The organism is Lelliottia jeotgali (genome assembly GCF_016771845.1).
Lineage (GTDB): Bacteria > Pseudomonadota > Gammaproteobacteria > Enterobacterales > Enterobacteriaceae > Enterobacter > Enterobacter jeotgali.
This window is the reverse complement of sequence record NZ_JAENMQ010000020.1, coordinates 1-15624: the sequence shown is the minus strand read 5'-3', so window position 1 is coordinate 15624 and position 15624 is coordinate 1. Positions and strand designations below refer to the sequence as shown.

Below are 15624 nucleotides of genomic sequence, written 5' to 3'. Positions count from 1 at the left end.
GATGCGTTTAAATACTCTGTCTCCAGCCGAAGGCTCTAAAAAGGCGGGTAAACGCCTTGGTCGTGGTATCGGTTCTGGCCTCGGTAAAACCGGTGGTCGTGGTCACAAAGGTCAGAACTCTCGTTCTGGCGGTGGCGTACGCCGTGGTTTCGAGGGTGGCCAGATGCCACTGTACCGTCGTCTGCCGAAATTCGGTTTCACCTCTCGCAAATCAGCGATTACAGCGGAAATCCGTCTGTCTGACCTGGCGAAAGTTGAAGGCGGCGTTGTAGACCTGAACACGCTGAAAGCAGCAAACATTATCGGTATCCAGATCGAGTTCGCGAAAGTGATCCTGGCTGGTGAAGTTTCTACTCCGGTAACTGTTCGTGGCCTGCGTGTTTCTAAAGGCGCTCGTGCTGCTATCGAAGCTGCTGGCGGTAAAATTGAGGAATAAGTAGCAGATGGCTAAGCAACCGGGATTAGATTTTCAAAGTGCCAAGGGTGGATTTGGCGAACTGAAACGCAGACTTTTGTTTGTAGTTGGTGCGCTGATCGTTTTCCGTATTGGCTCTTTTATTCCGATCCCTGGTATCGATGCCGCTGTACTTGCCAAACTGCTTGAGCAACAGCGAGGCACCATCATTGAGATGTTTAACATGTTCTCTGGTGGTGCTCTCAGCCGTGCTTCTATCTTTGCACTGGGTATCATGCCGTACATTTCGGCATCCATTATTATCCAGCTGTTAACGGTCGTTCATCCGGCCCTGGCAGAGTTGAAGAAAGAAGGGGAGTCTGGTCGTCGTAAGATCAGCCAGTACACCCGTTACGGCACTCTGGTGCTGGCAATATTCCAGTCAATCGGTATTGCTACCGGTTTACCGAATATGCCTGGTATGCAGGGCTTGGTTATTAACCCAGGCTTTGCATTCTATTTCACCGCTGTTGTAAGTCTGGTCACAGGAACTATGTTCCTGATGTGGCTCGGCGAACAGATTACTGAGCGAGGTATCGGCAACGGTATCTCAATCATTATCTTCGCTGGTATCGTTGCGGGACTCCCGCCAGCCATTGCCCATACGATCGAGCAAGCGCGTCAAGGCGACCTGCACTTCCTCCTGTTGCTATTGGTTGCAGTATTAGTATTTGCAGTGACGTTCTTTGTTGTCTTCGTTGAACGTGGTCAACGCCGCATTGTGGTGAACTACGCGAAACGCCAGCAAGGTCGTCGTGTCTATGCTGCACAGAGCACACATTTACCGCTGAAAGTGAATATGGCCGGGGTTATCCCAGCGATCTTCGCTTCCAGTATTATTCTGTTCCCAGCGACGATTGCGTCGTGGTTCGGGGGCGGAACCGGTTGGAACTGGCTGACAACAATTTCGCTGTATTTGCAGCCTGGGCAACCGCTTTATGTGTTACTCTATGCGTCTGCAATCATATTCTTCTGTTTCTTCTACACAGCGTTGGTTTTCAACCCTCGTGAAACAGCAGATAACCTGAAGAAGTCCGGTGCATTTGTACCAGGAATTCGTCCGGGAGAGCAAACGGCGAAGTATATCGATAAAGTAATGACTCGTCTGACTTTGATTGGCGCGTTGTACATTACTTTTATCTGCCTGATCCCGGAGTTCATGCGTGATGCAATGAAAGTGCCGTTCTACTTCGGTGGGACCTCACTATTAATCGTTGTTGTCGTGATTATGGACTTTATGGCTCAAGTGCAAACTCTGATGATGTCTAGTCAGTACGAGTCTGCCTTGAAGAAGGCGAACCTGAAAGGCTACGGCCGTTAATTGGTCGCCCGAGAAGTTACGGAGAGTAAAAATGAAAGTTCGTGCTTCCGTCAAGAAATTATGCCGTAACTGCAAAATCGTTAAGCGTGATGGCGTCATCCGCGTGATTTGCAGTGCCGAGCCGAAACATAAACAGCGTCAAGGCTGATTATTTCGCATTTTTTTCTTGCAAAGTTGGGTTGAGCTGGCTAGATTAGCCAGCCAATCTTTTGTATGTCTGTACGTTCCATTTGAGTATCCTGAAAACGGGCTTTTCGGCATGGTGCGTACATATTAAATAGTAGGAGTGCATAGTGGCCCGTATAGCAGGCATTAACATTCCTGATCAGAAACATGCTGTGATCGCATTAACTTCGATCTACGGCGTCGGCAAGACCCGCTCCAAGGCCATTCTGGCTGCAGCGGGTATCGCTGAAGATGTTAAGATCAGTGAGCTGTCTGAAGAACAAATCGACACGCTGCGTGACGAAGTTGCCAAATTTGTCGTTGAAGGTGATCTGCGCCGTGAAGTTAGCATGAGCATCAAGCGCCTTATGGACCTTGGTTGCTATCGCGGTTTGCGTCATCGTCGTGGTCTCCCGGTTCGCGGTCAGCGTACCAAGACCAACGCACGTACCCGTAAGGGTCCGCGCAAACCGATCAAGAAATAATCGGGGTGATTGAATAATGGCAAAGGCACCAATTCGTGCACGTAAACGTGTAAGAAAACAAGTCTCTGACGGCGTGGCTCATATCCATGCTTCTTTTAACAACACCATCGTTACTATTACTGATCGTCAGGGTAACGCATTGGGTTGGGCAACAGCCGGTGGTTCCGGTTTCCGTGGTTCTCGCAAATCTACTCCGTTCGCAGCCCAGGTTGCAGCAGAGCGTTGTGCAGAAGCCGTAAAAGAATACGGCATCAAGAATCTGGAAGTTATGGTCAAAGGTCCGGGTCCGGGTCGCGAATCAACTGTTCGTGCTCTGAACGCCGCTGGTTTCCGCATCACTAATATTACTGATGTGACTCCGATCCCTCATAACGGTTGTCGTCCGCCGAAAAAACGTCGCGTATAACGCTTACGTTTTCTAGGATTGTTGGAGATAGAAAATGGCAAGATATTTGGGTCCTAAGCTCAAGCTGAGCCGTCGTGAGGGCACCGACTTATTCCTTAAGTCTGGCGTTCGCGCGATCGATACCAAGTGTAAAATTGAACAAGCTCCTGGCCAGCACGGTGCGCGTAAACCGCGTCTGTCTGACTATGGTGTGCAGTTGCGTGAAAAGCAAAAAGTTCGCCGTACCTACGGTGTGCTGGAGCGTCAGTTCCGTAACTACTATAAAGAAGCAGCACGTCTGAAAGGCAACACCGGTGAAAACCTGTTGGCTCTGCTGGAAGGTCGTCTGGACAACGTTGTTTACCGTATGGGCTTCGGCGCTACTCGTGCTGAATCACGCCAACTGGTTAGCCATAAAGCAATCATGGTAAACGGTCGTGTTGTTAACATCGCTTCTTATCAGGTTAAAGCGAACGACGTTGTTAGCATTCGTGAGAAAGCGAAAGCTCAATCTCGCGTGAAAGCCGCTCTGGAGCTGGCTGAGCAGCGTGAAAAGCCAACCTGGCTGGAAGTTGATGCTGGCAAGATGGAAGGCACGTTCAAGCGTCAGCCGGAACGTTCTGATCTGTCTGCGGACATTAACGAACACCTGATCGTCGAGCTTTACTCCAAGTAAAGCTTAGTACCAAAGAGAGGACACAATGCAGGGTTCTGTGACAGAGTTTCTAAAACCGCGCCTGGTAGATATCGAGCAAGTGAGTTCGACGCACGCCAAGGTGACCCTTGAGCCTTTAGAGCGTGGCTTTGGCCATACTCTGGGTAACGCACTGCGCCGTATTCTGCTCTCGTCGATGCCGGGTTGTGCGGTAACCGAAGTTGAGATTGATGGTGTACTTCATGAGTACAGCACCAAAGAAGGCGTTCAGGAAGATATCCTTGAAATCCTGCTCAACCTGAAAGGGCTGGCGGTGAGAGTTCAGGGGAAAGATGAAGTTATTCTTACCCTGAATAAATCTGGCATTGGCCCTGTGACTGCAGCCGACATTACCCATGATGGTGATGTCGAAATCGTCAAGCCGCAGCACGTGATCTGCCACCTGACCGATGAGAACGCAGCTATTAGCATGCGTATCAAAGTTCAGCGCGGTCGCGGTTATGTGCCGGCTTCTGCCCGAATTCATTCGGAAGAAGATGAGCGCCCAATCGGCCGTCTGCTGGTCGACGCATGCTATAGCCCTGTAGAGCGTATTGCCTACAATGTTGAAGCAGCGCGTGTAGAGCAGCGTACCGACCTGGACAAGCTGGTCATCGAAATGGAAACCAACGGCACAATCGATCCTGAAGAGGCGATTCGTCGTGCGGCAACCATCCTGGCAGAACAACTTGAAGCTTTCGTTGACTTACGTGATGTTCGTCAGCCGGAAGTTAAAGAAGAGAAACCAGAATTCGATCCGATCCTGCTGCGCCCTGTTGACGATCTGGAATTGACTGTCCGCTCTGCTAACTGCCTCAAAGCAGAAGCTATCCACTATATCGGTGATCTGGTACAGCGTACCGAGGTTGAGTTGCTGAAAACGCCGAACCTGGGTAAAAAATCTCTTACTGAGATTAAAGACGTGCTGGCTTCACGTGGTCTTTCTCTGGGCATGCGCCTGGAAAACTGGCCACCGGCAAGCATTGCTGACGAGTAACCGGATCACAGGTTAAGGTTTTACTGAGAAGGATAAGGTCATGCGCCATCGTAAGAGTGGTCGTCAACTGAACCGCAACAGCAGCCATCGCCAGGCTATGTTCCGCAACATGGCAGGTTCACTGGTTCGTCATGAGATCATCAAGACGACCCTGCCTAAAGCGAAAGAGCTGCGTCGCGTAGTTGAGCCACTGATTACTCTTGCCAAGACTGACAGCGTTGCTAATCGTCGTCTGGCATTCGCCCGCACTCGTGATAACGAGATCGTGGCAAAACTGTTTAACGAACTGGGCCCGCGTTTCGCGAGCCGTGCCGGTGGTTACACTCGTATTCTGAAGTGTGGCTTCCGTGCAGGCGACAACGCTCCGATGGCTTACATCGAGCTGGTTGATCGTTCTGAATCTAAAGCAGAAGCTGCTGCAGAGTAATCTGCAGTAACGTAAAAGAACCCGCTTCGGCGGGTTTTTTTATATCTCCTGAATCTCCAGTTCTCTACACTGTTTAAATCAATACTTTCTCTTGTGGATTTCTACCATGTGGCTGCTTGACCAATGGGCGGAACGTCATATCCTGGAAGCCCAGCGCAAAGGCGAATTTAATAACCTGCCAGGCAACGGCCAGCCGCTGGTGCTTGATGATGATAGCTTTGTACCGGCAGAGTTACGCTCTGGTTACCGATTGCTGAAAAATGCTGGTTGCCTTCCATCAGAGTTGGAATATCGTAAGGATGCACTCGCTTTAAATGATTTACTCAACAGTATTGAGCACGACGATCCGATGGCAGATGAACTTCGCCGGCGTTTAATGCTGATCGAACTAAAATTGCAGCAAGCTGGAGTGAATACTGATTTTCTACGTGGTCAATATTCGGATCGTTTGTTCAGGACAATCAAAGGGGACCAGGCATGTACCGCATCGGAGAACTTGCAAAGCTCGCAGACTCAACGCCAGATACCATTCGCTATTATGAAAAGCAGCAAATGATGGAGCATGAGGTACGCACAGAGGGTGGGTTTCGTCTATATACCGAAAATGATCTTCAGCGACTCAAATTTATTCGCTATGCACGACAACTCGGCTTTACGCTGGAGTCAATCCGCGAATTGCTTTCAATACGAATCGATCCAGAGCACCATACCTGCCAGGAGTCTAAAAGCATCGTTCAGGCACGGTTAAGTGAAGTTGAGGCGCGAATAGAAGAACTGCAAACCATGCAGCGATCGTTGCAACGACTGAATGATGCATGCTGCGGAACTGCCCATAGCAGCATTTATTGCTCAATTCTTGAAACCCTGGAGCAGGGCGCCAACTCGATACCTCGTGGTTGTTGATTTTTACTTATGGCGGATCTACACTCGCGCCGATTTTACTTACAATCTGGAGAATTTATGAGCCGCTATCAGCACACGAAGGGGCAGATTAAGGACAATGCCATAGAAGCATTGTTGCATGACCCACTTTTTCGGCAACGTGTCGAAAAGAATAGAAAAGGGAAAGGAAGTTATCTGCGTAAGGGTAAACACGATAAGAGAGGTAACTGGGAGGCCAGTGGCAAGAAAGTGATTCACTTTTTTACCACTGGCCTTCTGGTTTTTTAAGCCTGGCTAGACGCGATTGTTCTGTTCTTTTAACAGATCGCGAATTTCAGTAAGCAGCACTTCTTCTTTAGTTGGTGCCGGTGGCGCAGCCGCAGGTTCTTCTTTTTTGCGGTTGAGTTTGTTGATGAGTTTGATCGCCATAAAGATAGCGAAGGCCACAATCACGAAATCGAAAATATTCTGAATAAACACGCCATAGTGCATTACAACAGCAGGGATATCGCCCTGAGCATCTCTGAGGGTCACTGCGAATTGTTTAAAATCGATCCCCCCGATTAACAGCCCTAGCGGTGGCATAATAATATCGGCAACCAAAGACGAAACAATCTTGCCGAATGCCGCACCGATAATGACACCCACTGCTAAATCCACCACATTCCCGCGCATCGCAAATTCGCGAAATTCTTTTATAACACTCATTTTACTCTCCTTGAGCCAGCTGACGATCCTAAGTTTAACAAATCATTAGCCAATTTCCATTGAGGATAAATAATCGTTATGAAAAATTAAGCATTATAAAATAGAGGGTTAATAGTTACAGGTGCCCGTTCGGACACCTTTAATCGTTAGAGGAAGAACGGACTTGGCTGGAACAAACGTTCGACGTCGGTAATAAACTTTTTATCTGTCAGGAACATAATGACATGGTCGCCTTGCTCGATGCGTAAATTATCATTGGCGATCATGACATCATTGCCACGCACGACAGCGCCAATGATTGTGCCTGGCGGCAGTTTAATTTCATCAATGGACCGGCCAACAACACGGGAGGTGGTTTCATCCCCATGCGCAACGGCTTCTATTGCTTCTGCAACACCACGGCGCAGAGAGGAAACTCCAACGATGTCGGCTTTACGGACATGGCTTAGCAGGGCCGAAATAGTTGCCTGCTGCGGCGAAATTGCAATATCGATGACGCTGCCTTGCACGAGATCGACGTAGGCCTTGCGCTGAATAAGTACCATGACTTTTTTAGCACCCATGCGTTTCGCCAGCATGGCCGACATGATGTTTGCTTCATCGTCGTTGGTGACTGCAATAAACAGATCAACTTGATCAATATGCTCTTCTGCCAGCAATTCTTGATCCGACGCGTCGCCATAAAATACGATCGTATTCTGTAATTTTTCGGCCAGTTCTGCGGCGCGCTGTTGATCGCGTTCGATCAACTTCACGCTGTAATCTTTCTCGAGACGATGTGCCAGCCCGGCACCAATATTACCGCCGCCAACGAGCATGATGCGTTTATACGGTTTTTCAAGTCGCTGTAGTTCACTCATCACTGCACGAATATGCTGTGACGCGGCAATAAAGAACACTTCATCACCCGCTTCAACGATAGTCGACCCTTGTGGGCGAATTGGGCGGTCATGGCGGAATATTGCTGCTACGCGAGTATCAATATGCGGCATATGCTCGCGCATGGTGGATAACGCATTACCAATTAACGGGCCGCCATAATAGGCTTTCACCACGGCAAGGCTGACTTTACCTTCGGCGAAGTTAACCACCTGCAGTGCGCCGGGATATTCAATCAGACGATAAATACTGTCAATGACCAGTTGTTCCGGGGCGATGAGATGATCAATGGGTACCGCTTCAGAATTAAATAGCTTTTCTGCATCACGGACGTAATCCGGCGAGCGGATACGCGCAATTCGGTTTGGAGTGTTAAATAACGAGTAGGCCACCTGGCAGGCCACCATATTTGTTTCATCCGAACTGGTGACCGCGACGAGCATGTCGGCATCGTCTGCTCCCGCCTCACGAAGAACACGCGGATGCGAGCCGTGCCCCTGAACCACGCGCAGATCGAACTTATCCTGCAATCCGCGCAGGCGATCGCCATTGGTATCAACGATGGTGATGTCGTTGTTTTCACCCACCAGGTTCTCGGCCAACGTTCCACCGACCTGTCCTGCACCCAGAATGATAATCTTCATAGCTTGCGACCCGTTTTCAACATCACGCTTTGATTAGCTTAGCGTAAAAGAAGCCATCACCTTCTTCCGCTCCCGGCAGGTTTTGGATGCCAGGATTATCGACAGTGCCGGTCATGTGTAACGTGGCATCAGGTGTGCGTTTAAGGAATCCTACAATCTGCTGAGTGTTTTCTTCAGGAAGGACGGAGCACGTTGCGTAGACCAGCGTTCCGCCAGACTTCAGGTGCGGCCAGACGGCATCGAGAATTTCGCTCTGCAATTGAGCCAGCTCATTGATATCACGGTCCCGACGCAACCATTTAATATCTGGATGACGACGAATCACACCCGTTGCGGAGCAAGGAGCATCCAGCAGGATGCGATCAAACTGTTCGTCTCCACACCACTCTGCAGGGGTGCGTCCATCTCCCTGTTTAACCTGGGCCTTGAGACCTAAGCGTTTCAGGTTGTCGTACACACGGGAAAGCCGCTGCTCATCCACATCGACAGCCAGAACGCTGGCCTGTGGCGCGGTTTCAAGAATATGCGTTGTTTTACCACCAGGCGCAGCACAGAGATCCAGAATGCGTTCGCCATTTTGTGGTGCAAGATAAGTGATACAACCCTGCGCAGAGGCGTCCTGAACGGTGACCCAACCCTGCTCGAAACCGGGTAATACATGTACCGGGGCTGGAGAGGCCAGTCGCACAGCATCGGGATAGGCATCATGCGTGAAGCCGTTCATTTCAGCTTGTTCCAACAAAGCCAACCATTCGTCGCGGGTATGGTGAATACGGTTTACACGCAGCCACATCGGTGGACGCTGATTATTGGCTTCAACAATGGCTTCCCACTGCTGTGGATAGGCTTTTTTCAGACGCTTAAGCAGCCAGTCGGGATGGAGAAAACGTTGGTCGGACTGGCTGAACTCTGCGACCAGTTCTTCCTGCTGACGCTGGAACTGGCGCAATACGCCATTGATCAAGCCTTTCAACTGCGGACGTTTAATTGCTACCGCACCTTCAACGGTTTCGGCCAGCGCGGCATGAGGCGGAATGCGCGTATGGAGCAACTGGTAAAAGCCGACCATGATCAAATAATGGATGGTGCGCTGTTTGCCCGTCATCGGGCGGGACATCAGTTTGTTGATGAGCCACTCTTGCTGTGAGAGCGTACGCAGTACGCCGAAGCACAGCTCCTGAAGCAGGGCTTTGTCTTTATCAGAAACTTTCTGCTGAAGTGGTGGCAGGATATTACTCAGGGATTGACCCTGCTCGACCACTTTCTCGATGGCCTGTGCAGCCATGCTGCGAAGATTTTGTTTTTTCATAACCGCTAAAATAAAAATGCCCGGAAACTCCGGGCCTTAGGATTAAATGCACTCAGGCAAGATGTTTGCCCGGCGTAAACCACTCACGACGAGAATTCAGCAAGTCTTGCGCGCTCATTGCCTTTTTACCGGCAGGTTGTAGCGATTCTAGATTCAGGATGCCATCAATTGTCGCCACCTGAATTCCCTGCTTGTTCGCTTCAATAATGGTGCCGGGCTCTGCGTGAGACTTGCTATCAATCACCGATGCTTTCCAGATCTTAACGGGCTGATCGTCAATGGTCATCCAGCTCATTGGCCACGGATTGAAGGCGCGGATGCAGCGCTCTAACTGGGCAGCAGAAAGTGACCAGTCGAGTTGCGCCTCTTCTTTGCTGAGTTTTTCAGCATAGGTCACCTGGCTTTCATCCTGGACTTCAGGCTGAGTTTTGCCATCAGCAAGCTGCTGCAATGTCTCAACCAGGCCCTGCGGACCCAAATCAGCCAGTTTGTCGTAGAGTGTTGCGCTGGTATCTTCAGAAGTGATCGGGCAGGCCAGTTTATACAGCATATCGCCCGTATCCAGCCCTACGTCCATTTGCATAATGGTGACACCAGTTTCGCTATCACCAGCCCACAGCGAGCGCTGAATAGGGGCTGCACCACGCCAGCGTGGAAGCAGAGAACCATGCACATTGATACAGCCCAGGCGCGGCATATCGAGAACTGCTTTTGGCAGAATCAATCCATAAGCTACGACAACCATGACATCAGCATTCAGATCTGAAACCAACTGCTGGTTTTCCTGTGGGCGTAAAGAAACAGGCTGGAATACGGGTAAACCCTGTTCTTCAGCCAGAACTTTGACCGTACTCGGCATCAGTTTCTTGCCACGACCAGCAGGGCGATCGGGCTGAGTAAATACACCGACAATCTGATGGCCAGATGTTAACAGCGCGTCAAGATGACGCGCTGCGAAGTCAGGGGTTCCCGCGAAGATAATACGTAGATTTCTAGACACGTTTTTCCTTGTATCCGGGGGATATTATGCGCGAGTGCGCATACGATCCAGTTTCTCTACTTTCTGACGAATACGCTGTTGTTTCAGCGGAGAGAGATAATCGATAAACAGTTTACCGACCAGATGATCCATCTCATGCTGAATGCAGATCGCCAGTAGATCGTCTGCTTCCAGTTCAAACGGTTTACCCTCGCGGTCAAGCGCGCGGATTTTAACTTTTTCCGCGCGAGGCACTAACGCGCGCTGTTCAGGAATGGACAGACAACCTTCTTCGATGCCAGTCTCACCGCTCTTCTCGAGCAGTTCCGGGTTAATCAGCACCAGGCGATCTTCGCGATTTTCAGAAACATCGATCACGATAATACGCTTATGGATATCAACCTGTGTCGCCGCAAGGCCAATGCCTTCTTCGGCATACATCGTATCGAACATATCATCGACGATACGTTGAATTTCTGCATTCACTTCTTTTACCGGTTCAGCAACGATGCGAAGGCGCTCGTCCGGGATATGTAACACTTGCAAAACTGCCATAAATTTCCAGAGCCGTGTTCAGGAGTTGAAAAGATTCTTACCTCTATTCTAGACAAATCCCCCTCTGATTGACAGCATCGGTGACCAATCGCAAAGATTGCTGAGGCTGCTTATGGCAGGGGAAAAGGATGACTTCCACAGAGATTTGGTTACGTTTAATCAGCATTGGAAATTTGTGCGGCGACCCGATGCTGAATGCCGCGCGACGTTTATCGCAACGACAAGATATTGATAACGCTTTGCTGATAGATGCGGGCCTAACACATAAACAGGCCTGTCAATTTATAAACGCCAAAGAAGCCGATCTTGAGTGCTCTCTTAAATGGCTTGAACACCGGGGTCATTACCTCATTTCAGCCGATAGCCCGCACTATCCTCCACGGTTACGGACCCTGCCTGACTATCCTGGTGCACTGTTTGTTAAGGGCGAAATTGAGGTGCTAAATAGTGTTCAACTGGCGGTAGTCGGCAGTCGGGGGCCATCCTGGTATGGAGAGAGGTGGGGGCGGTTTTTTTGTGAGCAGCTGGCGAAATGCGGGTTTACCATTACCAGCGGCTTAGCGTGTGGAATTGATGGGATAGCCCATCGCGCGGCGCTTTCGGTTCAGGGGAAAACTATTGCTGTGCTTGGCAATGGCCTGTCCAGTATTTATCCCCGTCGACATTCTGCCCTTGCCGACAAGATTGTCGATGCCGGAGGTGCGGTTATTTCTGAGTTTTCGCTCACCACATCACCCTGGCCTGCTAATTTTCCACGGCGTAATCGCATTATTAGTGGTTTGAGTCAGGGCGTCCTGGTTGTCGAAGCGGCGATAAGGAGTGGATCGCTCGTGACAGCCCGATGTGCCATGGAACAAGGGCGCGAAGTTTTTGCCTTACCCGGCCCTATTGGTAACCCCGGATGTGAAGGGCCGCACTGGCTCATTAAACAAGGAGCCACGCCAGTAACCTGTCCTGAAGAAATCCTGGAAAATTTGCGATATGGGCTAACCTGGATACCAGATGAGCCTGAAAAGTCACTTTATTCATCAGATCAGGAGGAGGTGGCATTGCCATTTCCTGAGCTCCTGGCTAACGTAGGAGATGAGGTAACACCTGTTGACGTTGTCGCTGAACGTGCCGGCCAATCTGTGCCAGTGACGGTAGCACAGCTACTCGAACTGGAGTTAGCAGGATGGATCGCAGCTGTACCCGGCGGCTATGTCCGATTGAGGAGGGCAAGCCATGTTCGACGTACTGATGTATTTGTTTGAGACTTACATCCATAACGAAGCTGAAATGCGCGTGGATCAAGACCGACTGACGCGGGATCTTACCGATGCAGGATTCGAACGGGAAGATATCTATAACGCGTTAATGTGGTTAGAAAAGCTAGCTGATTATCAGGAAGGCCTTGTTGAACCGATGCAGCTTGCTTCAGATCCGTTGTCTGTGCGTATTTTTACGGCTGAAGAGTGTGAAAGGCTGGATGCCAGTTGCCGGGGATTTATCTTATTCCTGGAGCAGATTCAGGTGCTAAACCTCGATACCCGAGAAATGGTGATAGAGCGCGTCATGGCGCTGGATACGGCAGAGTTTGAACTGGAAGACCTCAAATGGGTGATCCTGATGGTTCTGTTTAATATTCCAGGCTGTGAAAATGCCTATCAGCAAATGGAAGAATTACTCTTTGAAGTGAATGAAGGTATGCTGCATTAATTCATCTATGTAGCACCAAGAGTTGTTATGGCCAAATCAGCACTTTTTACGGTGTCTAATAATGAGCCCTGCCCACAGTGTGGGGCTAATCTTGTCATCCGGTCCGGGAAACACGGCCCGTTTCTCGGTTGTTCACACTATCCAGAATGTGATTATGTCCGTCCCCTGAAAAGTCAGGCGGACGGGCATATCGTTAAAATTCTGGAGGGGCAAATGTGCCCAGCTTGTGGGGCCTCTCTGGCCTTGCGACAGGGCCGCTATGGCATGTTTATCGGCTGTAGCAACTATCCTGAGTGCAGCCATACAGAACAAATTGATAAACCTGATGAAACCGCGATTGCTTGTCCCCAGTGTCAACAAGGACAGCTGGTGCAGCGCCGTTCCCGCTTTGGTAAAACCTTCCATTCCTGCGATCGCTATCCTGAATGTCAATTCGTTATCAATCTCAAACCAGTAGCGGGGATTTGCCCTCACTGCGATTATCCTCTGCTTGTCGAGAAGAAAACGGCGCAGAGCGTTAAACTCTTCTGTGCCAGTAAACAATGTGGAAAGCCGATTTCGGCGGATTAAACCTGTGAATAATAAATTAACATCAGACTCCATTTCCCGTGCGGTGGAAGTCTTGAGAAATGAAGAAGTCATCGCCTATCCAACGGAAGCCGTGTTTGGCGTCGGGTGTGATCCTGACAGCGAAACGGCGGTTACCCGTTTATTAGAACTGAAGCAAAGACCAATCGAGAAAGGCCTTATTTTGATTGCTGCCAGCTTTGAGCAACTCAAGCCTTACATTGATGACTCAACGTTGGACCAGGCGCAGCGCGATACTATTTTCGCGGTATGGCCTGGCCCGGTCACTTTTGTTTTCCCGGCGCAGCCGACGACGCCGCGTTGGTTGACGGGGCGCTTTGACTCTCTTGCTGTGCGTGTAACCGATCACCCGCTGGTGGTTGAACTGTGCCAGACTTTTGGTAAACCGTTGGTTTCTACCAGCGCGAACCTGACCGGGTTGCCACCTTGTCGCACATCACAAGAAGTGTTGACCCAGTTCGGTGATGATTTCCCGGTTGTTATCGGAGACACCGGTGGTCGTCAAAATCCATCGGAAATCCGTGATGCGTTGACCGGCGAGCGCTTTCGCCAGGGGTGAAATGATGGAAAAGTACGTTGTTTTTGGTAACCCAATTGCTCATAGCAAGTCACCGTTCATTCATCAGCAATTTGCTCAGCAACTGCTAATCGATCACACCTATGGTCGCGTACTGGCAGCGGTAGATGGCTTTGTTCCAACGCTGGATGCTTTCTTTAACAGCGGTGGTAGAGGGGCGAATGTTACCGTTCCTTTTAAAGAAGAAGCCTTTGCGCGAGCGGATGAATTAACCGAACGCGCATCCCTTGCTGGGGCGGTGAACACACTTAAGCGGCTGGAAGATGGGCGGCTGTTGGGTGATAACACTGATGGCATTGGCTTATTAAGCGATCTTGAAAGGCTCTCCTTTATTAAGAAGGGCTTTCGTATTTTGCTGATCGGTGCCGGTGGTGCCTCTCGCGGTGTGCTGTTGCCACTTCTTTCTCTGGATTGTGCCGTCACGATCACGAATCGTACGTTTTCCCGCGCACAGGAATTGGCCACGCTCTTTGCCCATACGGGTAGCGTGAGTGCTGTATCGATGGATGATCTGGGCGGGCATGAGTTCGATCTTATTATTAATGCCACTTCCAGCGGCATCGGTGGTGAAGTGCCTGCGATACCTTCTTCTTTAGTTAATCCGCACACATATGCCTATGACATGTTCTATCAAAAGGGAAAAACGCCTTTCCTGAGCTGGTGTGAAGATCGTGGTGCGAAGCATCTGGCGGATGGTCTGGGAATGCTGGTGGGGCAAGCGGCGCATGCGGTCTTTCTCTGGCATGGCGTGTTACCTGAAGTAGAGCCGGTAATTGAAAAGTTGAAACAGGAATTGCTGGCATGAATCAGGCGATTCAGTTTCCCGACCGGGAAGAGTGGGATGAAGGCAAAAAGGCGGTCTGTTTTCCTGTTTTGGTTAACGGCGTGCAATTAACTTGCGCTATTTCAGGTGAACTGCTGCTGGAGCGTTTTGGCGGGCCCCTTCCCCTTGAGGTGTTCAGGGAGCATCGCTGGGATCTGGAAGAAGAAGCCAGCGATTTGATCCGTGATGAGCAGGAGGACGATCAAGGCTGGGTGTGGTTTTCCTGAGCCAGATACTCATCTTTCCATTTCACATAGTTATTCGCTGAGTATTTCAACCCTTCGATCTCCGCCTCTTTTAAAGGGCGGATCTGTTTTACCGGGCTGCCTAAATAGAGATAGCCACTTTCCAGGCGTTTGTTTTGTGGGACCAGGCTCCCGGCGCCGATCATTACGTCGTCTTCTACTATTACTCCATCCAGCAGAATAGATCCCATGCCCACCAGGACGCGGTTGCCAATCGTGCAGCCGTGTAACATTACCTTATGACCGACGGTGACATCGTCTCCAATAATGAGAGGATTACCTTCTGGGTTATAACTCGATTTATGGGTTACATGCAGAACGCTTCCATCCTGAATATTGGTGCGTACACCGATAGCCACATAATTCACATCGCCTCGGATCGCGACCAGTGGCCAAATGCTGACATCATCACCCATTCTGACATCGCCAATGATAACGCTACTGTCATCGAGCATCACCCGCTCCCCCATTTTCGGGAACAGATCTTTATAAGGACGGAGTACTGCGGACATATCAACCTCGGCTGGTAAGCATATTCAAAAGATCATGATCCTATTATGCCGCACCAGCAGGGGTTAAATGCGTCAATTTTTAAGCAGATCGGGCAGGATCTCATCGAAAAGAATGGAAAAGCAGCAGTCGGTAAAAAAGATCTAAAAAACGCTTGTGCTAAAAACTGGGATCCCTATAATGCGCCTCCATCGACACGGCAGATGTGAATCACTTCACACAAACAGCCGGGTCGGTTGAAGAGAAAAAATCCTGAAATTCAGGGTTGACTCTGAAAGAGGAAAGCGTAATATACGCCA

23 protein-coding genes and 1 pseudogene are annotated in these 15624 nt (G+C 50.0%); 18 read left to right on the top strand and 6 right to left on the bottom strand.

Annotated elements, in window-relative coordinates:
• Position 1: 1 nt before the first annotated feature.
• The 11 genes and pseudogenes from rplO (at position 2) to JBO43_RS22535 (ending at position 6098) form a co-directional block, all read left to right on the top strand.
• Positions 2-436 carry a 50S ribosomal protein L15 gene (rplO, locus tag JBO43_RS22585; protein ID WP_095283666.1) on the top strand — a complete coding sequence of 145 codons (435 nt, stop codon included), beginning with the start codon at positions 2-4 and terminating at the stop codon, positions 434-436.
• A 7-nt stretch (positions 437-443) separates the two neighbouring features.
• A complete protein-coding gene (secY, locus tag JBO43_RS22580; RefSeq protein WP_095283665.1) occupies positions 444-1775 on the top strand; it encodes a preprotein translocase subunit SecY in 1332 nt (443 codons plus the stop codon).
• Between the two features lie 31 nt (positions 1776-1806).
• Positions 1807-1923 carry a 50S ribosomal protein L36 gene (gene rpmJ / locus JBO43_RS22575; RefSeq protein WP_000868187.1) on the top strand — a complete coding sequence of 39 codons (117 nt, stop codon included), beginning with the start codon at positions 1807-1809 and terminating at the stop codon, positions 1921-1923.
• Between the two features lie 145 nt (positions 1924-2068).
• Positions 2069-2425: a 30S ribosomal protein S13 gene (gene rpsM, locus JBO43_RS22570; protein WP_003031135.1), complete on the top strand. Its 357-nt coding sequence runs from the start codon at positions 2069-2071 to the stop codon at positions 2423-2425.
• A gap of 16 nt (positions 2426-2441) precedes the next feature.
• Positions 2442-2831, top strand: coding sequence for a 30S ribosomal protein S11 (gene rpsK, locus JBO43_RS22565; protein WP_003031137.1), 390 nt, complete (start codon positions 2442-2444; stop codon positions 2829-2831).
• Between the two features lie 34 nt (positions 2832-2865).
• Positions 2866-3486 (top strand): 30S ribosomal protein S4, encoded by a 621-nt coding sequence (rpsD, locus tag JBO43_RS22560; RefSeq protein ID WP_095283664.1) that lies wholly within the window; start codon positions 2866-2868, stop codon positions 3484-3486.
• Positions 3487-3511: 25 nt separating this feature from the next.
• Complete coding sequence (locus tag JBO43_RS22555) at positions 3512-4501, top strand: DNA-directed RNA polymerase subunit alpha (protein WP_002919219.1); 990 nt, start codon at positions 3512-3514, stop codon at positions 4499-4501.
• A 40-nt stretch (positions 4502-4541) separates the two neighbouring features.
• On the top strand, positions 4542-4928 hold the full coding sequence (gene rplQ, locus JBO43_RS22550) for a 50S ribosomal protein L17 (RefSeq protein ID WP_001216372.1): 387 nt from the start codon (positions 4542-4544) through the stop codon (positions 4926-4928).
• Between the two features lie 106 nt (positions 4929-5034).
• Positions 5035-5391 (top strand): annotated as a pseudogene (locus tag JBO43_RS22545) (DnaJ family domain-containing protein); the annotation flags it as partial.
• A gap of 14 nt (positions 5392-5405) precedes the next feature.
• Positions 5406-5831, top strand: coding sequence for a Zn(2+)-responsive transcriptional regulator (gene zntR / locus JBO43_RS22540; protein ID WP_103948327.1), 426 nt, complete (start codon positions 5406-5408; stop codon positions 5829-5831).
• Between the two features lie 57 nt (positions 5832-5888).
• A complete protein-coding gene (locus tag JBO43_RS22535) occupies positions 5889-6098 on the top strand; it encodes an alternative ribosome-rescue factor A (protein WP_202675154.1) in 210 nt (69 codons plus the stop codon).
• A gap of 6 nt (positions 6099-6104) precedes the next feature.
• On the opposite strand, the gene mscL is transcribed toward JBO43_RS22535, so the two are convergent.
• The 5 genes from mscL to def all read right to left on the bottom strand — a co-directional run bounded on the left by mscL (position 6105) and on the right by def (position 10884).
• Complete coding sequence (gene mscL / locus JBO43_RS22530) at positions 6105-6518, bottom strand: large-conductance mechanosensitive channel protein MscL (RefSeq protein WP_095283660.1); 414 nt, start codon at positions 6516-6518, stop codon at positions 6105-6107.
• A 146-nt stretch (positions 6519-6664) separates the two neighbouring features.
• Positions 6665-8041 (bottom strand): Trk system potassium transporter TrkA, encoded by a 1377-nt coding sequence (gene trkA / locus JBO43_RS22525; protein ID WP_095283659.1) that lies wholly within the window; start codon positions 8039-8041, stop codon positions 6665-6667.
• 22 nt (positions 8042-8063) lie between these two features.
• Positions 8064-9350, bottom strand: a complete 1287-nt coding sequence (gene rsmB, locus JBO43_RS22520; protein WP_202675152.1) for a 16S rRNA (cytosine(967)-C(5))-methyltransferase RsmB — start codon at positions 9348-9350, stop codon at positions 8064-8066.
• Between the two features lie 52 nt (positions 9351-9402).
• Complete coding sequence (gene fmt / locus JBO43_RS22515; protein ID WP_202675150.1) at positions 9403-10350, bottom strand: methionyl-tRNA formyltransferase; 948 nt, start codon at positions 10348-10350, stop codon at positions 9403-9405.
• A gap of 24 nt (positions 10351-10374) precedes the next feature.
• Positions 10375-10884 (bottom strand): peptide deformylase, encoded by a 510-nt coding sequence (def, locus tag JBO43_RS22510; protein WP_095283656.1) that lies wholly within the window; start codon positions 10882-10884, stop codon positions 10375-10377.
• 128 nt (positions 10885-11012) lie between these two features.
• On the opposite strand from def, the gene dprA reads away from it, so the two are divergent.
• The 6 genes from dprA to JBO43_RS22480 are packed head-to-tail and all read left to right on the top strand — an operon-like array spanning position 11013 to position 14797.
• Positions 11013-12137, top strand: a complete 1125-nt coding sequence (dprA, locus tag JBO43_RS22505) for a DNA-protecting protein DprA (protein ID WP_202675148.1) — start codon at positions 11013-11015, stop codon at positions 12135-12137.
• Positions 12109-12582, top strand: a complete 474-nt coding sequence (gene smg, locus JBO43_RS22500) for a DUF494 family protein Smg (RefSeq protein ID WP_095283654.1) — start codon at positions 12109-12111, stop codon at positions 12580-12582. The genes dprA and smg overlap by 29 nt, the downstream gene beginning before the upstream one ends.
• 27 nt (positions 12583-12609) lie before the next feature.
• Positions 12610-13152 (top strand): DNA topoisomerase family protein, encoded by a 543-nt coding sequence (locus JBO43_RS22495; protein ID WP_103950391.1) that lies wholly within the window; start codon positions 12610-12612, stop codon positions 13150-13152.
• 4 nt (positions 13153-13156) lie between these two features.
• Entirely contained in the window at positions 13157-13729 is a 573-nt protein-coding gene (gene tsaC / locus JBO43_RS22490; protein ID WP_202675146.1) for an L-threonylcarbamoyladenylate synthase type 1 TsaC, read from the top strand.
• Between the two features lie 4 nt (positions 13730-13733).
• A complete protein-coding gene (gene aroE, locus JBO43_RS22485) occupies positions 13734-14552 on the top strand; it encodes a shikimate dehydrogenase (RefSeq protein WP_202675156.1) in 819 nt (272 codons plus the stop codon).
• Positions 14549-14797: a DUF1488 family protein gene (locus JBO43_RS22480; protein ID WP_095283651.1), complete on the top strand. Its 249-nt coding sequence runs from the start codon at positions 14549-14551 to the stop codon at positions 14795-14797. The genes aroE and JBO43_RS22480 overlap by 4 nt, the downstream gene beginning before the upstream one ends.
• Here the strand turns inward: JBO43_RS22480 and JBO43_RS22475 are convergent.
• Positions 14773-15327, bottom strand: a complete 555-nt coding sequence (locus JBO43_RS22475) for a gamma carbonic anhydrase family protein (RefSeq protein ID WP_095283650.1) — start codon at positions 15325-15327, stop codon at positions 14773-14775. The genes JBO43_RS22480 and JBO43_RS22475 overlap by 25 nt on opposite strands.
• A gap of 45 nt (positions 15328-15372) precedes the next feature.
• On the opposite strand from JBO43_RS22475, the gene JBO43_RS22470 reads away from it, so the two are divergent.
• Positions 15373-15534, top strand: coding sequence for a hypothetical protein (locus JBO43_RS22470; protein ID WP_158251384.1), 162 nt, complete (start codon positions 15373-15375; stop codon positions 15532-15534).
• Positions 15535-15624: the final 90 nt, after the last annotated feature.

Excerpts from the sequence above, each read along its gene's own strand:
- rplO (WP_095283666.1), top strand. The coding sequence starts at position 2 with ATGCGTTTAAATACTCTGTCTCCAGCCGAAGGCTCTAAAAAGGCGGGT.
- secY (WP_095283665.1), top strand. The coding sequence starts at position 444 with ATGGCTAAGCAACCGGGATTAGATTTTCAAAGTGCCAAGGGTGGATTT.
- rpmJ (WP_000868187.1), top strand. The coding sequence starts at position 1,807 with ATGAAAGTTCGTGCTTCCGTCAAGAAATTATGCCGTAACTGCAAAATC.
- rpsK (WP_003031137.1), top strand. The coding sequence starts at position 2,442 with ATGGCAAAGGCACCAATTCGTGCACGTAAACGTGTAAGAAAACAAGTC.
- rpsD (WP_095283664.1), top strand. The coding sequence starts at position 2,866 with ATGGCAAGATATTTGGGTCCTAAGCTCAAGCTGAGCCGTCGTGAGGGC.
- JBO43_RS22555 (WP_002919219.1), top strand. The coding sequence starts at position 3,512 with ATGCAGGGTTCTGTGACAGAGTTTCTAAAACCGCGCCTGGTAGATATC.
- rplQ (WP_001216372.1), top strand. The coding sequence starts at position 4,542 with ATGCGCCATCGTAAGAGTGGTCGTCAACTGAACCGCAACAGCAGCCAT.
- zntR (WP_103948327.1), top strand. The coding sequence starts at position 5,406 with ATGTACCGCATCGGAGAACTTGCAAAGCTCGCAGACTCAACGCCAGAT.
- JBO43_RS22535 (WP_202675154.1), top strand. The coding sequence starts at position 5,889 with ATGAGCCGCTATCAGCACACGAAGGGGCAGATTAAGGACAATGCCATA.
- mscL (WP_095283660.1), bottom strand. The coding sequence starts at position 6,518 with ATGAGTGTTATAAAAGAATTTCGCGAATTTGCGATGCGCGGGAATGTG.
- trkA (WP_095283659.1), bottom strand. The coding sequence starts at position 8,041 with ATGAAGATTATCATTCTGGGTGCAGGACAGGTCGGTGGAACGTTGGCC.
- rsmB (WP_202675152.1), bottom strand. The coding sequence starts at position 9,350 with ATGAAAAAACAAAATCTTCGCAGCATGGCTGCACAGGCCATCGAGAAA.
- def (WP_095283656.1), bottom strand. The coding sequence starts at position 10,884 with ATGGCAGTTTTGCAAGTGTTACATATCCCGGACGAGCGCCTTCGCATC.
- dprA (WP_202675148.1), top strand. The coding sequence starts at position 11,013 with ATGACTTCCACAGAGATTTGGTTACGTTTAATCAGCATTGGAAATTTG.
- smg (WP_095283654.1), top strand. The coding sequence starts at position 12,109 with ATGTTCGACGTACTGATGTATTTGTTTGAGACTTACATCCATAACGAA.
- JBO43_RS22495 (WP_103950391.1), top strand. The coding sequence starts at position 12,610 with ATGGCCAAATCAGCACTTTTTACGGTGTCTAATAATGAGCCCTGCCCA.
- aroE (WP_202675156.1), top strand. The coding sequence starts at position 13,734 with ATGGAAAAGTACGTTGTTTTTGGTAACCCAATTGCTCATAGCAAGTCA.
- JBO43_RS22480 (WP_095283651.1), top strand. The coding sequence starts at position 14,549 with ATGAATCAGGCGATTCAGTTTCCCGACCGGGAAGAGTGGGATGAAGGC.
- JBO43_RS22475 (WP_095283650.1), bottom strand. The coding sequence starts at position 15,327 with ATGTCCGCAGTACTCCGTCCTTATAAAGATCTGTTCCCGAAAATGGGG.
- JBO43_RS22470 (WP_158251384.1), top strand. The coding sequence starts at position 15,373 with ATGCCGCACCAGCAGGGGTTAAATGCGTCAATTTTTAAGCAGATCGGG.